This window comes from Nocardia sp. NPDC052112 (assembly GCF_040680135.1).
Lineage (GTDB): Bacteria > Actinomycetota > Actinomycetes > Mycobacteriales > Mycobacteriaceae > Nocardia.
On record NZ_JBFAWD010000021.1, the window covers coordinates 67297 to 88530 of the forward strand.

Below are 21234 nucleotides of genomic sequence, written 5' to 3' on the forward strand. Positions count from 1 at the left end.
GTCATCAGAAGACCAAGTAGCGCGCGGCCAGTTCTTCGACCAACGGATCGTCGTCGGCGATGCTGTCGAGTGTGTCGAGATCGGATTCGACCGAGATCAGGCGCGGGTCGTCCGGCTCTTGGTCTCGGATGTCCTCGTGGAGCTGGCGCAAGAGCTTCGCGCGGATGCGTTCCTTCAGCGAATCACTCATATTCGAAGCCTGCCTCCGGACTAGACCGGCGTGAGCCAGGTCCCCCATGGTGTATTGCGCAGCACCGTATAAGCGATGAGCGCAGTGAAGAACACCCACATCGTGGTGCGGCCGAGCCGAGGTAGTCGCATCCGCTCACCGCGCCAGGCCCGGATCGACCAGTCACCGATCCACAATACGAAGGCCAGCACCAGCGGCAGCACGAGCAGATTGCTGTGTATCGCATCGAGAATTCGGCCGTCGGTCAGATTGTGCATGCCCCGCATGCCGCCGCAGCCGGGGCAATAGCACCCGGTCAGCGCGTAGACCGGGCAGATGCCGTAGGAGCCTTCGCTGTGCGGATCCCGGAAATGCAGCAGCAGCGTGGCTCCGAGACCGACGCCTGCCGCCACGAGCGGCCACCCCATGGCGCGCAGCCCGGTGCGCTTCGGTTGTTCCGGTGCGGTATCCGGCCCTTGTTGTGCAACCGGTGCCGCTTGCCTCATCTCCACAAGCATCAACGGTAGCCGCGGTCGCCCCACCCCCGCCACAGCTCATGCCCGCTCTTCGGGCTGCGCGAACCGCAGCGTATTGCCGAACGGATCGGCCAATTCGAATCCCGGCCCGCCGGGCCCATCCGCTGGACATCCCGGCTTCGCGTACCGATAGTCCTTGCCCGCCAACTCGGCATGCAGTGCCTTGATGTCGTGCACCGCGATCCACACCACCGATCCAGGAGTGCCGTCACCGTGATGCTCACTCAAATGCACCGTCGCCGAGGACCGCGACAACTGCGCGTACGACGGAAAGTTCGCACCGAACCGGTGTTCCCAGTCCACAGTGAATCCCAGATAGTCGCGGTAGAACTCGTAGGCCTTGGCAATATCGAAGATGCGCAGCACCGGGATCGGCGCCGCCAACCGGATCGCATCGGAAGCCACGGGCGAAATCATCGCAGTAGGTACCGACATGATCGATTCCCTCCGGCATTTCCGCAGCTAGAGTAGAATTTCTCGATGTGGACGCCGCTGGTGTTACCCGGCTCGAACGATTCGGGCTCAGTGCGGCTCGCAAGCTCGAATTCGGGCATGTGGGCCACTGGTACGCACCCCCGGACAGCGATTTCTCCGGCTCGGTCGCGGTCGAAATAGACCCCGGAGACGGCTCGTCCGTGGTCGTTTTCGTGCACGCTCCCAACCGCCGCGATGTTCCGGGCGACTTCCATCCGGACGACCAGGTCTGCCTGGTCATGCCCGAGGATATTGCCGACTTCCTCACCCCCAGCTGATCCAGCCACGCGTATAGCCGCACCCGTTGTGGGCGCCCATAACCGGGCGATCCCGCGAACGGGTGCGAAATCGTGGGGTGGGACAGGGGAATTGGGGGCAAGACGGGCGCAGCGGCGGGGTAACGAGCAACTCGGGGACGGGCGATATCCAGGAGGGAAGCGGATCGTGCTCAATTTTTCTTCCGAAAAGACTATTGGCCGACCTAATTTCGGGTATCCACTCGATAGCGCCAGGATTCCGCCACCAGGAGTGCTAGCACTTGCAAGCACTTAGCTTGCATCGTACTGTGGCGGCAGACACAAAGGAGTGCTCGAATGCTGGTCAAGTCGATGAGGACGCTGGCGGAAGTGCGTGGTGACGAACCGTTGACCGCCGCCTACCGTGCCGGACTCCGGTCACGTACCTACCGGACCACGTCGCTGAACAAGCCCGCCGCCACACCCGAGATCATCCCGGTCACCACCGGGGACGGGGCCAAGCTCAGGGTCCATGCCTACGGTCCCGCCGATGGCGATGTCATCGTCTTGATCCACGGCTGGAGCTGCTGCATCGAGTACTGGAATCCGCAGATCAACGCCTTCGCCGACCGCTACCGCGTGGTCGCCTACGATCAGCGCGGCCACGGCGAGAGCACCCTCGGCAGCACCGGCCCCGGCGCGGAAACGCTGGCCGACGACCTCGAAGCCGTACTCGAGGCCGCCCTTCCGCTCGGCAAGCGTGCCGTCCTCATCGGCCACAGCATGGGTGGCATCACCCTGCAGGCCTGGGCATCTCGCTATCCGGAACAGGTCACGCGACGCGCCTGCGCGGTCATCATGGCCAATACCGCGGCCAGCGATATCCGCTACGAAACCGATCTGCTGCCGCTGTTCAACAAGCCGCTCATGGTGGCCAACCGTCCGGTGACCGTACTCGGCGCCAGCGTTCGCGTCCCGCTCGTCGTCGCGGAAACCGCACTCACCGCACCGATTCCGCTCCCGGGCGGATGGCCGGTCAGCGCGGTCTTCAAGGCTCGGGTGATGTCCAAGCCCGCCACCCGCGACGAGGTGGACTTCGCGCTCGGCATCGTCCGCTCGTGTCGCCCGCTCACCCGCGGCTTGCACGCTGCCGCCCTCGCCGACCTGGACCTGGGCGATGCCGCCAAGTACCTGACGGTGCCGACGACGGTCATCGCGGGCGCCGAAGACCACCTGCTGCCCGAGCGCATGTCCCGCTCGATCGTCGAGGCACTGACCCGAGCGGGTCACCTCGCCGATTACCAGGTCTGGCCCACCGGCCACCTCGGCAATATCGAGGCCGCCGAGCGCTTCAACGCCCTGCTGGCCGACGTGGTCCAGCGCGCCCACCCCCATACGGCCGCCGCAGGCTGACCCGAACCTCTGCTGGGGCTGGTCAACGGCGCCCGGCCCCAGCAGAAATCCCTGGAACCGTGTACTGATCAACCCGGCTTGATGTTGGCGTTGCGGTGGAAGACGTTCTCGGGGTCGTATCTGGTCTTGATATCGGCCAGCTTCGCGTACTTGGTGGGTCCATAGGATGCGCGGACCCGGTCCTCGCCCCCATCCGTCATGAAGTTGACATATCCACCCGGGTTGGCGGCGAAGGGCCGCAGCGCCTCCCAGGTCGAGCGCACCCACGCCGTGTCGGCGGCAAGTACCTCGGCATCGGGGGCGGCGGCCGCGATATTGCAGACGTAGTGGGCGGTGCGCGCGCCGCCGAATGCGGTATCGCCCTCGCCGACGGCCGTGAACGCGCCATCGAGGGTGAAGACCGGAATGAACGACAGCGGCGATGTCTTCTTCCCGGCCTGCCCGGTCAGGACCGCGATCACCTCGTCGGAGAAGTCGTCGAGATCGAGCGCTTTCTCATATCCGTAGATGCCCCACGGCTCCGCCGCATCGAGCATCGACTGCAATCCGGTGAAGGGTATCGGGGAAATGCATTCGAAGAGCGGGGAGAGCGCCCTGCGGATCGGCGCAACCATCTCGGCATGTTCTTCGGCGGTACCGAAACCGGCCACGATAAGGGCATGTCCCGGCACAAGGTGGAAATGCTCGGGCACGAAAGGCTCCGGCGGCGCGGATAATCCGACGCAGACCAGAACACCCGACCTGGGCGGCATCGTCGGGATGAACTCCCGAACCAGGCGAAGTACGGCGGCGCCGTCCGTCAGCGGCCAGAAGAAGAGCCCGAGGTGCACGTCGGGTCCGACCTCATGCACGCGGTATTCGAATTCGGTGACGACGCCGAAGTTTCCGCCACCACCACGCAGCGCCCAGAACAGGTCCGGATACTCACTGTCGGATGCCCGCACGATCCGGCTGTCGGCGAGTACGACCTGCGCGGAGACCAGATTGTCGATCGAAAGTCCGGCTATCCGCGTCAGCCACCCCATGCCACCACCCAGCGTGAGGCCACCGACACCGGTATCGCTGATGATCCCGCCGGGCACCGCCAGTCCGTACGCCTGGGTCGCGGCATCCATATTCGCCATCGTGGCGCCGCCACCGACCTGGGCACTCCCGGCCGCAGGGTCCACCACGACGCTGTTCATCACGCCGAGATTGATCATCGCGCCACCGTCGCAGACCGCGGTACCGCTGTAGGCGTGGGCACCGCCGCGCACCGCGACCTCGAGATCATGATCCCTGGCGAAAGCTAGGGCCGCGGCCACATCCTCAGGGGACAGGCACTGGGCGATCACCGCGGGCCGCCGGTCGATGGCCCCGTTCCAGATGGAGCGGGCATGGTCATAACCCGCGTCGTCAGGAGCGAATACCGGCCCGGCGATCGCCGATCGCAACGCTCTGAAGTCGAAACTCATTATTTGGGTCATGGCATTTCTCCAGCCACCAGGTCCCCGACCACTCGTGGAAGAGCGGGTCACGCTGTCCGCGTCGCCGACTCTTGCTACGGCACCGACACAGAGGTGGTGCTATCCCGATGCCACGTACACAGCCCGCCCTCCAGGTGATGTAGCGCGCTAGCCATATTAACGCTGTGCACCACGGCCGTGCCCGGTTTCGGCCCCGTGCAGGAACCTGCCTGCGACGTGTCGGTACGGCACCGGCCGGAATCGTGCTGCTAAAAAGCTTGGGTATGAACAGGGGTGTAATCAGAGGAGTGACCGAATCGTGCCGTGCGCGTTCAGTGCTCGGCATCGCTGTCATGGGGATTCTTGTCGGTACCGGGCTCGGTGCGCCGACTGCATCGGCCGAGGTCACCACATCCGCGAAGATTTCTACCGGTACGGTATCGGAAGATGGTTCGCATATCACCGACGTCGAGTACATCGACGATCGAAATGTCCGGCTTCAGGTCTATTCCGCGGCGATGGACGCCGAATTCCCGGTAGAGGTCCAGCGGCCCGCGGATACCTCTGTGCCGCGGCCGACCTTGTATCTATTGAATGGCGCAGGCGGCGGTCAGGACGACGCATCATGGCAGGCACGCAGCGACGCGAGTCAGTTCCTGTCGGATAAGAATGTCAACCTGGTCCAGCCGATCGGTGGCAGGTTCAGCTACTACACCGACTGGGTCAAAGATGATCCGGTACTCGGTCGCAATAAATGGAAGACCTACCTGACCGAAGAACTGCCACCGCTGATCGATGCCGCGCTCGGCACCGACGGAGTCAATGCGATCGCGGGAATTTCCGCGTCCACCGCAACGGTATTGGATTTGCCGATCGCCAAACCCGGCCTCTACCGGGCGGCCGCCGCCTACAGCGGCTGCGCGCAGACAAGCGACCCGATCGGCTCCAGATTCCTGAAGACCGTGATCGCATGGGGTGGCGGAAATGCGGATAACATGTGGGGCCCGGCCGGTTCGCCCGGATGGGCGGAAAACGATCCGTACCTGCATGCCGAGAAATTGCGTGGCGTCGACCTCTACCTTTCCTCGGGCAATGGCCTGCCGGGAAAATACGACACGCTCAACGGACCGCATATCGACCCCGGCCTCGACGGACTGACAAATCAGATTCTGCTCGGCGGCGTAATCGAGGCGGCCGCTAATTACTGCATGAAGAATCTACAGGCGAAGCTGATATCGCTCGATATTCCGGCGACCTACAACTTCGACGAGGGCACACACTCCTGGGGTTATTGGGAAGACGAGTTGAAGCGATCGTGGCCGGTACTCGCACACGGACTCGGCTTGGCATAGTGCGTGGGAACCGAGCGCGGGTCGGACACCTTTCGGTATCCGACCCGCGCTCGGTCATACCGGTCAGATGATGGAGATGATCCAGCCGAGAGCCGCGCCCAATAGGGCGACACTGGCGCCCAGCGCACTACCAACTCCGGGCAGCAGCATGTGTTTCCTCCTCGTTTACGGAATTATCGCAAGGCCGACGCGCCCGTTGTTATCTCGATCAGATGATCGCGATGAGGAGGCCGAGAGCCGCGAATGCAGCGGCAACGGCCATACCGAGATTGTGTCCAACACCCGGCAGCAGCACGGAGTCCTCCTATTTCGGTGGTGGGTTGATCGAGCCGGTGCGATCATCCCAAGCGTCGGGTAGTCGACACTTGAACGCTCCCGGCGTGTCGAGAAGCTGTCCGGTACGGGAAATCAGTACCGCTTACAGGAATCGGACACCTTGTGCAGCACCGTGCCGACCTCAGGTTCGACGAGGTCGGCGCCGGGGTTGAGACCGGTTCCGGCACCGATGCGCTGGCGGTGCGCGGAGAGCTGCTCGTACATCGCCATACGCTGCTCGGTCGGCTGATCGAATACCAGCTTCAGCATTCCCTTCTGGAGGGGCGAGTTATCGAGGCGGGCCGCCGATTCCGGTGCGATCTCGTGCAGTGCCGCATCAATCTGAGCGAACGAACAACTGGAAGTCAGCAGCGGATCCATAACGTCGAGCACATCCGCGGCGGCGACTCCCGTCCCGAATAGCGGAGCAGCCGCTGCGAACCCGCCGATGGCGAGGGCGGCGATCGGGTATCGGGCGTCGAGCATCCTCATACGTACACCCTTCATTCGATATCGGGACAGTGCCCCGGTGGCGACGGCATTCGAAGAAGTCCGGAATATAAGCCAGCGCATTCCGCCGGGGAGTATTTCCCGGTCATCGCGGCGGGTCGGCGTAAGCACCGACACGCTACGGAACCAAATAGTCCGTTTTGTGACGGATGTGACATAGCGTTCATCGCATACTTCGGCGCGTAGTCAGGAGGCGGCTCGATGAGGTCGGGGACTCGCATGCGGCGGGCGGCGCTCGGCTGCTGTGCCACATTGGCCATCGCGGGTTCGGTCGCGTATCCGGCCGCCGCCGCGCCACACCCCGACAATGCGCCACTGCCGCCCGGACTGATCGCCGCCGTCCAGAGCGATCTGGGAATCGATGCGCACGAATATCTCACACGCACCGAAAATGCCCGGCGGCTGGCCGAATTCGCCCAGCGGGCGCGCGCCGCGTACCCGGCCGTATTCGCCGGGGTTCGAATGAACGACGACCGCCCGATCGTCTCGCTCACCGAGGGCGAGCGCGCCGCGGACGCAAAATCCGGCGCCGAACAGGCCGGGTTCACCGTGGAAACCGTTGCCGAGAGCGAGCGCACCCTCGATGCCCGCCGCGTCGCCTTCGAACGTTGGTTATCCGGTCAGCCGAGCACCATCGCCGATGCGATTGTCGGTTATGGCATCGACGTGGTGACCAATGGTTTCGCCGTTCGCCTGGCGAAGGAGGTACAGCTACCGACCGATGTCGGGCCGATCCAGTCGGTGACGGCAATGCTGCCGGAAGCCCGAACCGACGATTCCACTGTCGGCATCGAGGCGATCGCGGGTATCGAAGCCGAAGGCGACATCATCGGTGGCCAGCCCTACGGCATCAAGGTCGATGGCAAGGCACACAGGTGCTCGTTCGGCTTCAATGCCATCGATGCCCGCGGCGATACCGTGAATATCACCGCCGGGCACTGCGACCCGAACAACCTCGTCGAGCCATCCGCGAAAACCACTGAGCCCCAACACGTTTACGAATTCAAAAATGGGCAGCTCGGTGCGGAGATCGGCGACTTCGAGGTCTCGCAGTTCGGCCCGAAGGACTATGCGATCGTGCGTATCAACGAGACGTTCGCGCCGCGCTTCCGGAACAATTCGGTATCCACCCAGAAAATGGATGCACCGGCACAGGCGCCCGACGTGAATGTGACCGGCAGTGTGAGGCAATCGCGAGCCGATGCGGATGTCCTGCGCATCGACGGGACCACCGAACCGGTGGTCGGAGCGGCCGTATGCAAGACCGGGTTCACATCCGGATATTCGTGCGGGACGGTACTGGTGGCCGGGCAGCGGGGCCTGCTGCACGGTGTCACCGGCCACGGCGACCAACCGGTCAAGATCGAGAATATGTTCTACGCCGCGCTCTGCGGCCAGCGCGGCGACAGCGGCGGACCGATCTTCGCCGGCACCAAGGCGCTCGGCCTCAGCAGCGCCATCGTCACGGAGAGTTCTCCCTTCGATCTCGGCTGCGGCCACGTCCCGCTGCTCCTCGGCCAGCCGATCAACACTGTGCTGCAAGACAATCCGGGCTTGACCATGCGGACGAGCTGATCCACGCGAGCTAATGACACCCATCGATACGGAAGGCAAATACATCTAAGGAGTGAGCCGATGCTGCGCTTCGTCGCGGCCGCAATCGCGGTCGGTGCGCTCGTAATTTGTGCCGGTCCAGCCGTTGCCGAGGGTCTGGGCGACAGCGTCGTCGGTGTCGTCGACGGTGCCGCGACATCCGCCGACGATCTGGGCGAGAACGTCGCCACATCCACCGACGAACTGATCGACGACGACGCCATATCCGCCAACGATGCCGCCACATTCGCTGACCGACTCGGTGAGAGCGCCGCCGCGTCCACCAACGGACTGCACGACAACGCCACCACAGCGGCCGATGCCCCGAACAGCGGTACGGCCACAGCCGCAGGCGGTCCGGGCGAGAACGTCGCCACATCCGCCGACCAACCGAACGACAGTGTCACCACATCCGCCGATGCCCCGAACGACGACGCCACGTCTCCAGGCGGTCCAGGCCATGACACCACAGCCGCCGACGAACTGAACGACCGCCGCACCACGGCCGCCGACCGCGTGGACGACAGCGTGATGACATCCGCCGACGGTCGGGATGACAGCCTTGCCCCACCCACTGACGAGACCGATGACGACATCGCCACCACCCCCACCGCCAACCCGCACGACTCGGCCGTCACACCTGCCGGACTCGCAACCTCACTGGTCCGCTTGGGCACCAGAGCCCTGGCCCTGACCGTGGTACCACTGCACCAGTTTCCAGCCTTCGACGCGGTCATCACCCATGAAAGCGGTTGGGACTTCTTCGCCATCAACCCGCAAAGCGGCGCCTACGGTCTCGGCCAAGCACTGCCCGCCGAAAAGATGCAGACCCACGGCGCGGACTGGCGCTACAACCCCCTCACCCAAATCCGCTGGACTTACGACTACATGAACGAACGCTACGGCAGCCCCGACGGCGCGTGGGCATTCTGGCAGAAACACCACTGGTACTGACTGCGGGTGCGCGGTGCAGTTCTTTGCGGTCGTAGTACGAGTGACGACACTGCCGAGGACAAGTCCGATGACCAGGCCGAGCAGGGTCATCCAAATCGCCCGGCTCAGGCCGGCGGAGCCGTCGGCATTGAAGTACAAGATGGCCTTGACGCCGAGGTGCACCTGGTGCATGGGTTCGAAATCGGCAGGCCAGGCAACGGATTTCGGAAGCGCTTCGACCGGAATGGTGCCGCCGGAGGAGGGCAGGCCGAGCACGATGAACAGGAGGAGATCGACCAGCAGACCGGCGGTGCCGAGCGCGGATACGATCGACGGCGCCGTGACACCGACCGCGACGATCGCGAACGTGCTGTACAGAAACAGTCGAACAGGGTGTGTCAGGCGTGCTCGACGTGCCAGTGGTGCGGAAGATGCCAAAGTTGTTGTCGCCCAGCGATGCTGCCATACCGAGGCCGGAGAACCCGGCGCCGACGATCAGCACTCCCGTTGCAAGTGCCAGAGCCGGTGGTTCGTGCGGTCGAGTCCGAAGACGAACCGGTCGCCGAGTATGGCTGATCGGCGGGCACGAGCCACACCTTCCTCATAAACTCCTGCCCGCAATGCCACACGAGGTGAGGAGCGCGAATCATGAGTTGGTTCGCAAGATTGACACGTCGTTCCCGAGATGATCGCTGGCACGATCTCACGCCCACCGACGACCTCGCCGTCGTGAAGGCACGCCATTCCCGCGCCGCTTCCTGTGACTGGATGACCGCCTCCGAGCGCCTCAACGATGCGATCCTGCTGTGCGAGGCGGTTATTCGCGACTACGAGCGGATTTTGGGCCCCGACCACACCGATACCTTGCGCGCACGTAATGACCTTGCCTCCATTTACGGCTGGGCTCGACGCTACGACGAGCAAATCACTCATCGCGAAGCACTCGTGCGGGACTATGAGCGGATATATGCGGCCGACGGCGACGAGGGCGACAAGTGGATACTGCTGATGCGCCACAACCTGGCCCGCGCCTTCAGCGCCGCGAGCCGCACCGACGAAGCGATCACGCTGTATCAGGCATTGGCAAAGGACTATGCCCGCCTTTATGGTGCGCGCCACGAATACACGTTGGACGTGCACACGAAACTTGCCGAACTCTACGAGCGATCGGACCGTGCCGACGAAGCTGCCACGGTGCGGGAACTCATTCGTGCCGGCGCCCCCGAACCGGTCGATCTACAGTCCTACGCCGAACTGGTGCGAGAGTTGATCACGATCGGCAGGACACGGGAGTTCCTCAGCGTCAATGCCTCGGGCACCGGCGCCGTGAGCGATCAGCGCACAGTCGAGATCGGCCGCCAGTTGAACGCCGACGGTGGAATGGAGGTGATGCGCGCCGTTCACGCCGCGGTCGCCGACGCACTGCGCAGCATTCCCGGCCGTGGCAGAGAACTGGAGGCGGCGTGGAGCGGCATCGGGAAGTGGCAGGGCTGATGGCCTGCGCCTTCGGTCGACAGACTGACCTGTTCGAAATCGACCGATTCTCGGACAGGTCATCTGCTGAACCGAAGCCAAAGGGCCGCAACTGGTCGACCTGTCCCGGGTTCGACATGACAGCACGGTAAATCCGGGACCCCCGGCGCATGCGGGTGATTGCCGGACTGTGTCTCGGGCGCGCGTCAGGCCAAGATCCGGCGGTGGAACTGCCCCAGGTCGTGGATTGCGGCGCGGGCATCGGCGAGGAGATCGGCGGCGACGTGGTGGACGTGCGGTGCGCGGTCCCAGATCTGCAGCTGTACCGGCACATTCGCGCGGGCGCAGCGTTCGGCCAGCATCTCGGCGTCCGGCAGCAGACATTCGGTGGAGCCGACCTGGATCAGGACCGGCGGCAGCCCGGTGAAGTCATGGTTGACCGGCGACCATGCCAGATCGAGTTCGCCGTCGAGGCAGACGCCGTGCCGCGCGATCAGCTCCAGGATCCGAGTGGGGATGTAGGAATCGCGATACCGATTGGGGTGGGCGTCGCGGGTGGTCGAATCGAAGTCGGCCCACGGTGCGATCGTGGAAATGGCACCGGGCATCGGCAATCCGCGTTCCCGGGTCGCCAGGGCCAGTCGGAAGGCGAGCCCGCCGCCGGCCGAGTCGCCGGAGACGATGATGCGCTCGGGTCGAAAGCCCTGCTCGAGCAGGTATGCATAGGACTCGACGGCGTCGTCGAGCGTCTCGGTGAAATGCGCGTCGGGTAGATGCCGGTAGTCGACATTGAATGCGGGCATCCCGCTGGCCCGGCCGATTCTGGCGACGAGGCGCCGATGGGTATTCAGGCCGCCGCTGATGAACCCGCCGCCGTGGAAGTACAGCAGCGCCGAATCCTGTGTTTGCCCCGGGTCGGGCAGAGTGTCGTGCCACAACCATTCGGCGCGGAAGTTGCCCAGCCGAACGGTCCGACGTTTGGTGCCGCTCGGGGGGACGAGTGCGGCCGCCGGTAGTTCGATCAGACGGGTCACCCGGAGCACGTGTTCGAAGCGGCTACCGCCACCAATCAGCGCCAGGGTTGCCAACCCCAACCCGAGGGTGGCGCGCAGCAGCGGATGCGCGATTCGAGTTCCGATACTCGCCTGGTTGGGTGGTTCGACGGTAGGTGACGATGGTTCGGGTTGCGCAGTGGTCGTCACGACCATTGCCAACGTCTGCCCTTATCTCGGCGGGGCGGAATGAGTGTGGTCCAGAAGTCGTGGCGTACCGCGTCCCACAGCTCGGCCAGTCCAGGATGGAGTTCTCGTGCCTGTGCGAGATCCGGATAGGTGGCGGGGCCGAACGAGAGAACCGGCGAGGCGTCGGATGCGTCGTGCACGGCGACGATCGAGATCAGCCGATTCTGAATCAATCGCCACGTCACGCGCAGTCCGTCGGCTTCGGTTCGACATACGCTATCCATCGCCGACTCCACGTTGTCGTGGGCGCAACTGGTGCCCTCGGCGACCCTCATCGCTCGGGCACATATGGTGAGATTTCAAGGTCGACCTCCTGCTCACTACCGAGCGTCACAGATCCGGCCCGTGTGGACATGGGTAGAAACACCCACTTCGCCACCCATTTCCGCAGTTCGCGCCGGTTGAATGGGCATGGGTAGGTACCGACGGGCAATGCTCAGGGCACAAATCGCGTCCCGCACGCCGGGCGATCGGGTAGCAATCGCTTCGGAAACGACCTTCGCAAACCGGGCCCTCGCAGAGCCCCTGGCACGGTTAGATTGGGTCTCATGGGGCGAAGTAAGCCCACTCGCGTGGTCGGTAACCTGCCATTCGCGGTGACAAGTTTCGTCGGACGGCAACGGGAGATCCGCGAGGTCCGGGAGCTGCTCGCGTCGGCACGGTTGGTCACGCTCACCGGCGTGGGCGGTGTCGGAAAGACTCGGCTCGCCAGCGAGGTCGCGGCCGCCTCCGGCCGATCGTTTCCGGACGGGGTGTGGCTGGTCGACCTGTCCGGTGTCGGCGATCCCGATCTGGTGGCGGGGACGGTGCTGACCAGCCTGGCAATCGTGGACGTATCGAACCGGACCGTCGAGGAGCAGCTCGTCGAGCACCTCGCCGATCTGCAGGCGCTGATCGTGCTGGACAACTGCGAACACCTGGTGGATGCGTGCGGTGCGCTGTGCAATCTACTGCTGCGATCCTGCGCCGGGCTGCGGATCCTCACCACCAGTCGCGAATTGCTCGGCGTCGCGGGCGAGCACGTGTACACCGTCCCGACACTGTCGATGCCGAGCCGGTACGACCCGGTCACGCTCGGGGCGCTGACTTCCTACGATGCACCGACCATGCTGGTGGAGCGGGCTCGGGCGGTGCGCCCGGACTTGACCCTGTCCGAACGTGATGCGGATGTGGTGGTGCGGGTCTGCCAGCGTCTGGATGGGATTCCGCTGGCCATCGAGCTCGCCGCGTCCCGACTGCGGTCGCTGTCGCTGCCCGCGGTCCTGGACCGACTCGAGGACCGGTTCGTACTGCTGGTCGGCTCCATCCGGGCCGCGGTTCCACGCCAGCGGACGCTGCGGGCCCTGATCGACTGGAGTTACGAGCTGTGTCTGCCATCCGAACAGCTGCTGTGGGAGCGACTGTCGGTGTTCGCCGGCGGATTCAGCCTGGCCGCGGCTGAGGGCGTGTGCGCCGGTACCGATCTGCCGCGCGAACGCATTCTGGACCTGATCGACCATCTGGTCGCGCAGTCGATCCTGGCGCCGGTGCCGACCGACGGCCCGCCGCGGTATCGGATGCTGGAAACGATCCGTGAATACGGCTGGCATCGGCTGACCGAACGGGACAAGAGCGGCGATCTGTGCAAGCGGCATTGCGACTACTACCTCGCACTCGCCGAACGGATCGCCGCAGCCTGGAACGGACCGGGCCAAGCGGCCGGTCTGGCCGAGTTGCGCGCCGAACGCGACAACCTCCGGGCGGCGCTGGACTGGGCGACGAGCACACCGACGGCCGCTCGCGAGGCGCTGGCGCTGGTCACCGCCCTGCGCTACCACTGGTGCGCGGACTGGTTCCTCGCTGAGGGACGGCTGTGGACCGACAAGGCCCTGCGTGTCGCCGACCGAACCAGCCCGGAGCGGATCTCCGCACTGTGGGTAGCGGGGTGGGTACGGCTGCTGCAGGGCGATCCCGAAGCGGCCACCGCCGCGATCGACGAATGCGCGGCGGGTGCGGCGGTGGTGGGCGACCGCCACGCGCTGGGCTGGGTGAGCTGCCTGCGCGGTACCGCGCAGTTGTTTCCCGGACACCTCGAATCGGCCATCGCGGACTTCGAGAAGACCGTCGCGGACTTCTCCGACGACGACGATGTGGTCGGCATGACGCTGTTCCAGCTCGCCATGACACAAGCACATGCCGGTGACCAGGGCGCGGGAGCGACGGCCCGCCGGGGCATCGAACTGGCCGACCGGCGCGGTGAGCGGTGGACCAAATCCTATTCACTCTGGGCCTACGGCTACCACCAGTACGTCCGTGGTGAATACGAAATGGCAGTCGAGTCGACGCGCGCGGCGTTGGAGATCCAGCGCGAATTCAATGACCACGTGGGCGCGGCGCTGATGATCGAGTTGCTGGCCTGGATCGCCGCTGCCCGCGGCGAATACCGGCACGCGGCACGACTGATGGGGGCGGTCGGATCGGTGTGGCGCCGCATCGGCACCTCGATCGCGGCATTCGGACCGCATCTGGGAGCCCAGCACTCGGCCTGCGAGCACACCCTCACCCAATCATTGCGGCAGGCGGTGCAGCACGCGGAAAGAGCGCACGGCGCGGCCCTGGTACACGCCCGAGCGATCCAGTACGCACTCGACCCCAGCCAGAGCGCCCAGGAGCCGGACGAGCAGGAGGACACCACGCTCACGGCCCGCGAGCGGCAGGTAGCCGAGCTCGTCGCCGAGGGGCTCAGCAACCGGCAGATCGCCCAACGGCTCGTACTGTCGCCGCGCACCGTCGACCGTCACCTGGAAAACATCCTCGGCAAACTCGGCTATTCGTCCCGAGCACAGATAGCCGCATGGATCGCCCGCACCCGCCGCCTGCGATAGTGCCGTACCGAGGCCGGGATCAGCGCATCAACCTGGGTACACGACGTCTGTCGGAGAAGTACGCGCACAGGACCCACTCGGCAAAAATGGGTATACCCCGGGTAGATCTACCGTCGTGGTCGGACGCCGCGGCAGCGACGCTTGGTTGTGACAGCATTCATGGCTATCACACACCGAGGTTTCCATGTCCGAGCACACATACGAGTCGAGTAGCAGCCCTGTCGGGGCCGAAACCACCATGATGATTCGGCGCTGTGGGCGCTGCGACAAGCTGTTCGCGCCGCTGACCGCCGAATGTTCGACGTGCCGGTCCTGGAACCTCGAGTGGTCGCCATCGTCGGGTCGCGGTTCGATCGTGTCGTGGCGGCTCGTACACCGAAATGTGAGCCGACCGCACGACCAGGTGGTGCCGTTGACGATCGCCATTGTGGAACTCGACGAGGGGCCGTGGGTATACGCGACGATCGAAGGGGAGGTCGCACCGTTGCCCGATCTGCCGGTCCGGGTGCGATTCGAGCCGCGTCCTCGAGTGGATCGGTTCCCGGTCTTCGCCGTGTGCCCCGCCCCGCCCGATTCGGATGACACTCGTCCGGCAGCACCGCGCGCGTGTGCTTCGAACGATGTGCGGTCTGCGCATCGTCCCGAGATCGAGCCGCACTACGACGCGCGGTGGGTGCGGACATCGCTGCGCGAGTGTGAACTCATGGAGGGCGCGAAGGCCCTCGACGCGGCGGCGAAAGCGGTGATCGGTTTCGCGATCCGATGGGCGCCGTTCGGCGGCGCGACCGCGGGCGAGTTGCTCGTGACCTTCGGGGTTACCCGACAGCGGTTTGTGCACATGGTGGAAGAGGCACTGAACCCGCGGCGGACCGATAGTGCCAAGGTGCGCGGGGTGAAGCATCATTTGCAGGACACGCTGGCACAGGCGTGGCGGACGAGTCCAACCGAATTGCCCGCAGGTCGCGCCTGATCCAACGGGCGGACCGTTCACCTTCGTTGGCGATACGCTGGCATTGTCGAAAGGTGAGCGCATGGCGCCCGGTGCTCGCGCATATGCCGAGTGGATTGCCCGCCGCTGATGACAACCGAGGATCCACTCCGGACCAGCCGCGACACGATCGCCCCCGTCACGGCCGATTCGAACGCGTCCGGGTTCGAGGACGCCGAATACACATCGCAGAACCGAGTGTGGGCCGCGGCGTACACGACGGGCGGCCGCACCGGCGAGCCGCCGCTGGAACTGACCAGTTTCGTCGACCGCCGCACCGAGTCGGCGGAGGTCAAGAATCTGATGTCCACCCACCGGCTGGTGACGTTGGCCGGGATCGGTGGCGTCGGCAAGACCCGGCTGGCGTTGCGGGCGGCAGCGAACGCACGCCGCGATTTCGCCGATGGGGTCTGGGTTGTCGAACTGGCCGACGTGCGCGACCCATCGATGCTGGTCGAAATCGTCGCGGCCACCCTGGGCCTGCTCGACCAGTCCGACCAGCCGTTGTTCGAGGTACTCGTCCAGTTCCTCAGCTCGCGGGAAATGCTGCTGGTCCTCGACAACTGCGAGCAGGTGGTGGCCGCCTCGGCGAAGTTGGTCGAGACGTTATTGCTGGCCTGCCCGAATCTGCGGATTCTCGTCACCAGCCGCGAACCGCTGGATATCGCCGGGGAAGCGACGGTGCGGGTGCCGCCGTTGATGGTCCCGGATCCCGACCGCGAACCGGCCGTTCGCGGACTGCCCGGATACGACGCCGTGACCTTGTTCGCCGACCGCGCCGCGGCGGTGGTGCCGGGATTCGAACTCTGCGAGGACAACAAGGACACCGTGGCCCGGATCTGTACCCGGCTCGACGGGTTACCGCTGGCGATCGAACTCGCGGCGGCTCGGATGCGCGCCATGTCGCCCGAGCAGATCCTGCAACGACTCACCGACCGATACGCGTTGCTCACCCGCGGTAGCCGCACCGCGCCGACGCGACAACAGACGCTGCGCTGGTGCATCGATTGGAGCTACCAACTGTGCACACCGATCGAACAACGTCTTTGGGCCCGGTTATCGGTATTCGCCGGTGGCTTCGAACTCGATGCCGCCGAGCAGGTGTGCGGTACCGACCTCGCGCCGGAGAATGTGCTCGATGTGCTGTCCTCCCTGGTGGACAAGTCGGTGGTGATCCGGGAGGAATCCGATGGCGTCGTGCGCTTCCGGATGCTCGATACCATGCGCGACTACGGTCGGGAGAAGCTGCAAGAGATCGGCGAATACCAGGATCTGCGTCGGCGGCACCGCGATTGGTACGAGCGGTTGGCCCTGGATGCGGAGGCGGAATGGATCAGCGACCGGCAGCTCGGCTGGCTCGCCCGGCTCGACCGGGAACAACCGAATATCCGCGAGATGCTCGAGTTCTGCGTGGCCGACGCCAGTGCGGAGGCCGCTGAAGCCGGGCTGCGCACCGCCGCCGCACTCTTCATGTTCTGGAGCTTTCGGGGCCAGTACAGCGAAGGCCGACGCTGGCTCGACCGCGTCCTCACCCACCCCGCCGCGCATTCGATCCTCGATCGTGTCAAAGCACTCCATACGAGCACGATCATGGCCTCGGTCCAGGGTGACCTGCCGCGCGCGGCCGCCTTCGTAGCGCAGGCACACGCCCTCGCCGAACAGGACCCCGCGCCCACAACCAAGGCGGTGGCCGCGTCCGCCGAGGGAGCCCTGGCACTGTATCGGCGCGAGCACGATCGGGCGGTATCCGCGCTAGAGCCCACCCTGGCCGTATTCGAATCGAATACGCGGGGTCATCTGTATATCTCCGCGTTGTCCATGCTCGGTTGGGCATGTGCGCTCGGGGGAGATACCGAGCGGGCGACCGAATACCGCGAGCGAATACTTTCCATCACCGGAGCATGCGGCGAATCGCTGTTCCGGTCGACCACGCTGTGGGGAGTCGGCATCGACACATGGCGACAAGGCGAGCGGCACCACGCACAAGAACTGCTGCTGGAATCGCTGCGTGCCAGTCGGCCGGTGCACAGCCCATTCGTCACGGCGCTCGACCTCGAGGGACTGGCCTGGACTGCCGTCCACGACGACGGTGAACGCGCCGCCATGCTGATGGGTGCCGCGGAAAACCTGTTGCGCTCCACCTCGGGCATCACAACCTTTTTCAACGAGCTGTCCCACTTTCACGACGAATGCGAGCGCACGGTGCGTCGCGCACTCGGTGACCGGAGATTCGACGCGGCATTCCGGCGCGGACAGGCCATGGGGATGAACGACGCGGTGGCCTACGCCCTGGGAGAACCGCGAGCCGCCGCACCATTGGATTCGGAAATGACATTGACCAAGCGTGAACTGGAGGTCGCGCGCCTTGTCGCCCAAGGACTCACCAACAAGCAGATCGCCACAAAACTGGTGCTCTCCCAACGCACGGCCGAGGGCCACGTCGAACATATCCTGAGCAAACTCGGATTCGCCTCCCGCGCCCAGATCGCGGCCTGGATCGTGGACGAGGCCCGGCACTAGGCCCCATGGGCGTGTCGCCACGCTGTCGAAATGGCTTGCAATCCAAGGGATCGCCATACTGTGGCGCTATGACTTCCGGGAGCGGTTCGGTCTTGGCCACCAGAACCCTCGCCGTGGGTGGTAAGCGGGTCCTCATCACGATCGGGAGGCCCTGCCCAGACCAGTCGGCGGAGGATCCGGCATACATCTGTCGCATCGATATCGACGGGATGGCCCTCGCCCCGATCCGACTAGAGAGCAGCGCGGATACACCTGCGCGCACGGTGGCGATCGGGCTGCGCAGGACCGCCGAACACTTGGAAGTCGGCTTGGCCGAACTGCTATCCGATGCCCACATCGGGATTGCCCCGTACCGGCATCCGCCGGTCCGTTCGTCAGATCAATGACCGGTCGGCACCTTCTGAAATCCTTGTGGCAGAAGGGAGTCCGAGTTCGCGCCGCTCGGGGACCTGGGTGATGGCCGGGTTCAAAGAGCCGTGAAGGTGCCGACGCCCGAGGACACGGTGATGCCGAGGCCGCCCGCGGTGGCGAGTGCGACGATCCGACCTGCTCCGGTGAATACCGGCACCGGCATCGGGGCGCAGTCGCAGGGCGGCTGCGCCGTCTCCCGATCTGCCACGTCGACTACACCGGATGCTCCGGTGTTCAGGTTGAACCACTGGATCCGGGCGTGGGAATCGAGCGCGCTGTTGCCGCCGAAGGGTCCGGGGTTGGCGACACCGAAGGTGGTGACGCCGGAGTTGTCGCCAACGGTCGCGGTCATGTAGATGCTCAATTGCGTCGGGACACCCCATGTTTGGGTTATCTTCACCAGCGGCAGCTGGAACGTGGTCGTCTGTGCGGCGCGGGCAACGCTGTGCTGCCCGAGCACCAACGCACCTACGGCCGCGGCCGCCAAAACCAGTCTGGCGCCCACGCGGACAGCTCGGCGAACCACATTCTTCGTCACTAGCCCTCCTCGCAATCGATTCCGGCCCGTATCGGCACCGACAACGCAATGACAACCGATGACATGATCACCGGACCGGCGTCGCCGAGAGCCGCATTCATGGTGCTACCTGCGCATTCGACAAGGAGCATCCTGCCAAGTAAACAGCTCGAGACGCGATATTCGCCGCATCGACCCGCCAGACGCTGTGACGAATCGACAGGTGAGTCGGCACCAGCAGTCGGGGCAGCCCCGGCAGTTACATATCCATGCGGCCGTTGACACTCCACACCTGGCCGGTGATGTATGAGGACGCGTCGGCGGCCAGGAAGTGGACCACCCGCGCGATCTCCTCGGGTCGTCCCGCCCGGCCGACGGGGATTCGGCCGGTGAGCGCGTGCATCACCTTCTCCGGGATCGCCGCGGTCATATCGGTGGTGACGAGGCCGGGCGTGACGGTATTCACCGTGATGCCGATGCTGTCGTCGCTGCGCTTGCCGGAGCGCGCGAGCTGGAAGGCGGCCTCCTTCGCCAGGGTCTTGGTGAGACCGAACAATCCGGATTCGGAGGCGGCGTAGTTGGCCTGGCCGATATTGCCGGTCTCACCGACAACGGTAGAAACGTTGACGATGCGTCCGGTGCCACGCTCCACCATGTGCGCCAGTGCGGCCTGGGAGAGGAAGAAGGCGCCGGAGGTTCCTACAATGAACAGGTGACGACCTTTCGTCGCGATAGCGAAGTCGAACTCCGCGACTACGTGGCATGGATCGCCGCCCGTATGAACGAGCGGGTGACGGAAATAGGCGCGACCATCCGAGGGGAACTCGAGAAGGAAATAGCCGAACTGCGCGACGACACGCATTCCCGGGAACTGCTGGGGGCCAGCGTGGAAGCCAATGTCGAGACACTGCTGCAGGCGGTGCGTCACGATATCCCGGTCGCGCGCATCCAGGCGCCGACGGCCGCGATCGAGTACGCCAAACGCCTGGCCCAGCACGGGGTTTCGGTCAATGCGCTGATTCGCGCCTACTGGGTCGGGCAGCGCCGGATGAGCGAACTGGTCTTCGCGGAAGTGCGCGCCGCCGACATCACGGCATCACAGCGCATCGACGTCCTGCAAACCCTCACCACGACGCTGTACAGCTACATCGACTCCATCACCCGTCAGGTGGTCGCCGCCTACCAGGGTGAGCGGGAACAGTGGCTGGAGAACCAGAACAGCATCCGCGCACTGGAAGTCCGCGAAGTGCTGAACGGGACCGGCACCATCGACATCGACGCGGCGACCGAGTCGATCCGCTATCCGTTGCGCTGGCATCATCTCGCGCTGGTGCTGTGGTATCCGGAGCTGAGCACCGATGGTGACGAACTCCCCCGGATGCAGCGGTTCGTGCGGGAGCTGGGCGAAGCGGCGGGCACGGCGGCGCGCCCGCTGTTCGCCGCCGCCGATCGGGTCAGCGCATGGGTGTGGCTGCCGTACCGATCGCTGCCCGCCGACCTGGTCGACACCGTCCGCAGGTTCGCCGGTAACCGCGCCGACGCCCCCTGCTTCGCGATCGGCACGCCCGACGTCGGGCTCGCGGGCTTCCGCCGGTCACATCGACACGCTCAGGCCGCGCGCGCGGTCGCACTCGCTCGCGGCGCGGATCGTCCGATGGTGTTCTCCGCGACCGATCCGGGACTGTCGGCCGCCGCGCTGCTGTGCGGCGACATCACCGAAGCACGGGAATGGGTGAACGAGGTGCTCGGCGATCTGGCCGCCGACAACGACAACGACGAGCGGCTCCGGGAGACATTGCGGGTATTTCTGCGCAACGGATCGAGCTACAAGGCCGCGGCCGCGGAGATGAACCTGCACTTCAATTCCGTGAAGTACCGGGTGGCACGGGCGGTTGCGCGCCGGGGTCGACCGATAGAAGACGACCGGCTCGAGGTCGAGATGGCGCTGCTGGTGTGCCAGTGGTACGGCACGGCGGCCTTGCGCGAGGACCCGGCGTAGCGCCACTGCGGAAGACAAACATCCGGGCAGACTTCGTGCTCTCGGGACGATGGCACGACCGGCGCGCCGATCTACCGTTCCGGCATCAACTCTGAACGGACCGCGTCGGCAAAGGAGCTGGCGCCGTCCGCAGATCCGATGCCCATCGATAACGCAGCCACGGCATCGAAGCCCACAACGCGGCACCGCCGCCGCGCGCAATGCGGGCGAACGCGGTCGCTGTGTACCCAGGAGAAAATATGACA

At 65.2% G+C, this 21234-nt stretch carries 20 protein-coding genes; 11 read left to right on the forward strand and 9 right to left on the reverse strand.

Annotation, left to right across the window (positions count from 1 at the left end):
• Nucleotides 1–4 precede the first annotated feature (4 nt).
• The 3 genes from AB0L58_RS32390 to AB0L58_RS32400 are packed head-to-tail and all read right to left on the reverse strand — an operon-like array spanning nucleotide 5 to nucleotide 1110.
• Nucleotides 5–190 carry a hypothetical protein gene (locus AB0L58_RS32390; RefSeq protein WP_364392721.1) on the reverse strand — a complete coding sequence of 62 codons (186 nt, stop codon included), beginning with the start codon at nucleotides 188–190 and terminating at the stop codon, nucleotides 5–7.
• A gap of 20 nt (nucleotides 191–210) precedes the next feature.
• On the reverse strand, nucleotides 211–675 hold the full coding sequence (locus tag AB0L58_RS32395) for a DUF2752 domain-containing protein (protein ID WP_364392724.1): 465 nt from the start codon (nucleotides 673–675) through the stop codon (nucleotides 211–213).
• Nucleotides 676–723: 48 nt separating this feature from the next.
• Nucleotides 724–1110, reverse strand: coding sequence for a glyoxalase superfamily protein (locus AB0L58_RS32400; RefSeq protein ID WP_364392726.1), 387 nt, complete (start codon nucleotides 1108–1110; stop codon nucleotides 724–726).
• 77 nt (nucleotides 1111–1187) lie between these two features.
• Here AB0L58_RS32400 and AB0L58_RS32405 point away from each other — a divergent pair, with 77 nt between their 5' ends.
• Both AB0L58_RS32405 and AB0L58_RS32410 read left to right on the forward strand, forming a co-directional pair.
• Nucleotides 1188–1457 (forward strand): hypothetical protein, encoded by a 270-nt coding sequence (locus AB0L58_RS32405; protein WP_364392728.1) that lies wholly within the window; start codon nucleotides 1188–1190, stop codon nucleotides 1455–1457.
• A gap of 315 nt (nucleotides 1458–1772) precedes the next feature.
• A complete protein-coding gene (locus tag AB0L58_RS32410; RefSeq protein WP_364392730.1) occupies nucleotides 1773–2828 on the forward strand; it encodes an alpha/beta fold hydrolase in 1056 nt (351 codons plus the stop codon).
• A gap of 68 nt (nucleotides 2829–2896) precedes the next feature.
• Here the strand turns inward: AB0L58_RS32410 and AB0L58_RS32415 are convergent, their stop codons facing one another.
• Nucleotides 2897–4294 (reverse strand): FAD-binding oxidoreductase, encoded by a 1398-nt coding sequence (locus AB0L58_RS32415; protein WP_364392732.1) that lies wholly within the window; start codon nucleotides 4292–4294, stop codon nucleotides 2897–2899.
• A gap of 332 nt (nucleotides 4295–4626) precedes the next feature.
• Between AB0L58_RS32415 and AB0L58_RS32420 the strand changes: the two genes are divergently transcribed.
• On the forward strand, nucleotides 4627–5625 hold the full coding sequence (locus AB0L58_RS32420) for an alpha/beta hydrolase family protein (RefSeq protein ID WP_364392734.1): 999 nt from the start codon (nucleotides 4627–4629) through the stop codon (nucleotides 5623–5625).
• A gap of 408 nt (nucleotides 5626–6033) precedes the next feature.
• Here the strand turns inward: AB0L58_RS32420 and AB0L58_RS32425 are convergent, their stop codons facing one another.
• The gene (locus AB0L58_RS32425; protein WP_364392736.1) at nucleotides 6034–6567 is read right to left on the reverse strand and encodes a hemophore-related protein; all 534 of its coding nucleotides are present in this window, start codon (nucleotides 6565–6567) and stop codon (nucleotides 6034–6036) included.
• Nucleotides 6568–6651: 84 nt separating this feature from the next.
• Here AB0L58_RS32425 and AB0L58_RS32430 point away from each other — a divergent pair, with 84 nt between their 5' ends.
• The 3 genes from AB0L58_RS32430 (at nucleotide 6652) to AB0L58_RS32440 (ending at nucleotide 10470) form a co-directional block, all read left to right on the forward strand.
• A complete protein-coding gene (locus tag AB0L58_RS32430; RefSeq protein WP_364392737.1) occupies nucleotides 6652–8025 on the forward strand; it encodes a S1 family peptidase in 1374 nt (457 codons plus the stop codon).
• A 60-nt stretch (nucleotides 8026–8085) separates the two neighbouring features.
• A complete protein-coding gene (locus AB0L58_RS32435) occupies nucleotides 8086–8997 on the forward strand; it encodes a transglycosylase SLT domain-containing protein (protein ID WP_364392738.1) in 912 nt (303 codons plus the stop codon).
• A 627-nt stretch (nucleotides 8998–9624) separates the two neighbouring features.
• On the forward strand, nucleotides 9625–10470 hold the full coding sequence (locus tag AB0L58_RS32440) for a tetratricopeptide repeat protein (protein WP_364392740.1): 846 nt from the start codon (nucleotides 9625–9627) through the stop codon (nucleotides 10468–10470).
• 185 nt (nucleotides 10471–10655) lie between these two features.
• Here AB0L58_RS32440 and AB0L58_RS32445 read toward each other — a convergent pair whose 3' ends face one another.
• Together AB0L58_RS32445 and AB0L58_RS32450 are read right to left on the reverse strand one after the other, a co-directional pair.
• Nucleotides 10656–11651 carry an alpha/beta hydrolase gene (locus AB0L58_RS32445; RefSeq protein ID WP_364392742.1) on the reverse strand — a complete coding sequence of 332 codons (996 nt, stop codon included), beginning with the start codon at nucleotides 11649–11651 and terminating at the stop codon, nucleotides 10656–10658.
• Nucleotides 11648–11914: a hypothetical protein gene (locus AB0L58_RS32450; RefSeq protein ID WP_364392744.1), complete on the reverse strand. Its 267-nt coding sequence runs from the start codon at nucleotides 11912–11914 to the stop codon at nucleotides 11648–11650. The genes AB0L58_RS32445 and AB0L58_RS32450 overlap by 4 nt, the downstream gene beginning before the upstream one ends.
• A 324-nt stretch (nucleotides 11915–12238) precedes the next feature.
• Between AB0L58_RS32450 and AB0L58_RS32455 the strand changes: the two genes are divergently transcribed.
• From AB0L58_RS32455 to AB0L58_RS32470, 4 genes are all read left to right on the forward strand, one after another.
• Complete coding sequence (locus AB0L58_RS32455) at nucleotides 12239–14554, forward strand: LuxR C-terminal-related transcriptional regulator (RefSeq protein WP_364392746.1); 2316 nt, start codon at nucleotides 12239–12241, stop codon at nucleotides 14552–14554.
• A gap of 184 nt (nucleotides 14555–14738) precedes the next feature.
• The gene (locus AB0L58_RS32460) at nucleotides 14739–15524 is read left to right on the forward strand and encodes an OB-fold domain-containing protein (protein ID WP_364392748.1); all 786 of its coding nucleotides are present in this window, start codon (nucleotides 14739–14741) and stop codon (nucleotides 15522–15524) included.
• Between the two features lie 108 nt (nucleotides 15525–15632).
• Nucleotides 15633–18062 (forward strand): LuxR C-terminal-related transcriptional regulator, encoded by a 2430-nt coding sequence (locus AB0L58_RS32465; RefSeq protein WP_364392750.1) that lies wholly within the window; start codon nucleotides 15633–15635, stop codon nucleotides 18060–18062.
• Nucleotides 18063–18130: 68 nt separating this feature from the next.
• Nucleotides 18131–18448 carry a hypothetical protein gene (locus tag AB0L58_RS32470; protein WP_364392752.1) on the forward strand — a complete coding sequence of 106 codons (318 nt, stop codon included), beginning with the start codon at nucleotides 18131–18133 and terminating at the stop codon, nucleotides 18446–18448.
• An 80-nt stretch (nucleotides 18449–18528) separates the two neighbouring features.
• Here AB0L58_RS32470 and AB0L58_RS32475 read toward each other — a convergent pair whose 3' ends face one another.
• Together AB0L58_RS32475 and AB0L58_RS32480 are read right to left on the reverse strand one after the other, a co-directional pair.
• On the reverse strand, nucleotides 18529–19011 hold the full coding sequence (locus tag AB0L58_RS32475) for a hypothetical protein (protein WP_364392754.1): 483 nt from the start codon (nucleotides 19009–19011) through the stop codon (nucleotides 18529–18531).
• Nucleotides 19012–19249: 238 nt separating this feature from the next.
• Complete coding sequence (locus AB0L58_RS32480) at nucleotides 19250–19852, reverse strand: SDR family oxidoreductase (protein WP_364392756.1); 603 nt, start codon at nucleotides 19850–19852, stop codon at nucleotides 19250–19252.
• Between AB0L58_RS32480 and AB0L58_RS32485 the strand changes: the two genes are divergently transcribed.
• Nucleotides 19769–20989: a helix-turn-helix domain-containing protein gene (locus tag AB0L58_RS32485; RefSeq protein WP_364392758.1), complete on the forward strand. Its 1221-nt coding sequence runs from the start codon at nucleotides 19769–19771 to the stop codon at nucleotides 20987–20989. The two genes, AB0L58_RS32480 and AB0L58_RS32485, sit on opposite strands and share 84 nt — an antisense overlap.
• Nucleotides 20990–21234 lie beyond the last annotated feature (245 nt).

Bases quoted from the DNA above. Each gene is read 5' to 3' on its own strand.
- AB0L58_RS32430 (WP_364392737.1), top strand. From the start codon at position 6,652: ATGAGGTCGGGGACTCGCATGCGGCGGGCGGCGCTCGGCTGCTGTGCC.
- AB0L58_RS32465 (WP_364392750.1), top strand. From the start codon at position 15,633: ATGACAACCGAGGATCCACTCCGGACCAGCCGCGACACGATCGCCCCC.
- AB0L58_RS32415 (WP_364392732.1), bottom strand. From the start codon at position 4,294: ATGACCCAAATAATGAGTTTCGACTTCAGAGCGTTGCGATCGGCGATC.
- AB0L58_RS32480 (WP_364392756.1), bottom strand. From the start codon at position 19,852: ATGCGTGTCGTCGCGCAGTTCGGCTATTTCCTTCTCGAGTTCCCCTCG.
- AB0L58_RS32440 (WP_364392740.1), top strand. From the start codon at position 9,625: ATGAGTTGGTTCGCAAGATTGACACGTCGTTCCCGAGATGATCGCTGG.
- AB0L58_RS32450 (WP_364392744.1), bottom strand. From the start codon at position 11,914: ATGGATAGCGTATGTCGAACCGAAGCCGACGGACTGCGCGTGACGTGG.
- AB0L58_RS32470 (WP_364392752.1), top strand. From the start codon at position 18,131: ATGACTTCCGGGAGCGGTTCGGTCTTGGCCACCAGAACCCTCGCCGTG.
- AB0L58_RS32460 (WP_364392748.1), top strand. From the start codon at position 14,739: ATGTCCGAGCACACATACGAGTCGAGTAGCAGCCCTGTCGGGGCCGAA.
- AB0L58_RS32395 (WP_364392724.1), bottom strand. From the start codon at position 675: ATGAGGCAAGCGGCACCGGTTGCACAACAAGGGCCGGATACCGCACCG.
- AB0L58_RS32485 (WP_364392758.1), top strand. From the start codon at position 19,769: ATGAACGAGCGGGTGACGGAAATAGGCGCGACCATCCGAGGGGAACTC.
- AB0L58_RS32420 (WP_364392734.1), top strand. From the start codon at position 4,627: ATGGGGATTCTTGTCGGTACCGGGCTCGGTGCGCCGACTGCATCGGCC.
- AB0L58_RS32455 (WP_364392746.1), top strand. From the start codon at position 12,239: ATGGGGCGAAGTAAGCCCACTCGCGTGGTCGGTAACCTGCCATTCGCG.
- AB0L58_RS32410 (WP_364392730.1), top strand. From the start codon at position 1,773: ATGCTGGTCAAGTCGATGAGGACGCTGGCGGAAGTGCGTGGTGACGAA.
- AB0L58_RS32435 (WP_364392738.1), top strand. From the start codon at position 8,086: ATGCTGCGCTTCGTCGCGGCCGCAATCGCGGTCGGTGCGCTCGTAATT.
- AB0L58_RS32390 (WP_364392721.1), bottom strand. From the start codon at position 190: ATGAGTGATTCGCTGAAGGAACGCATCCGCGCGAAGCTCTTGCGCCAG.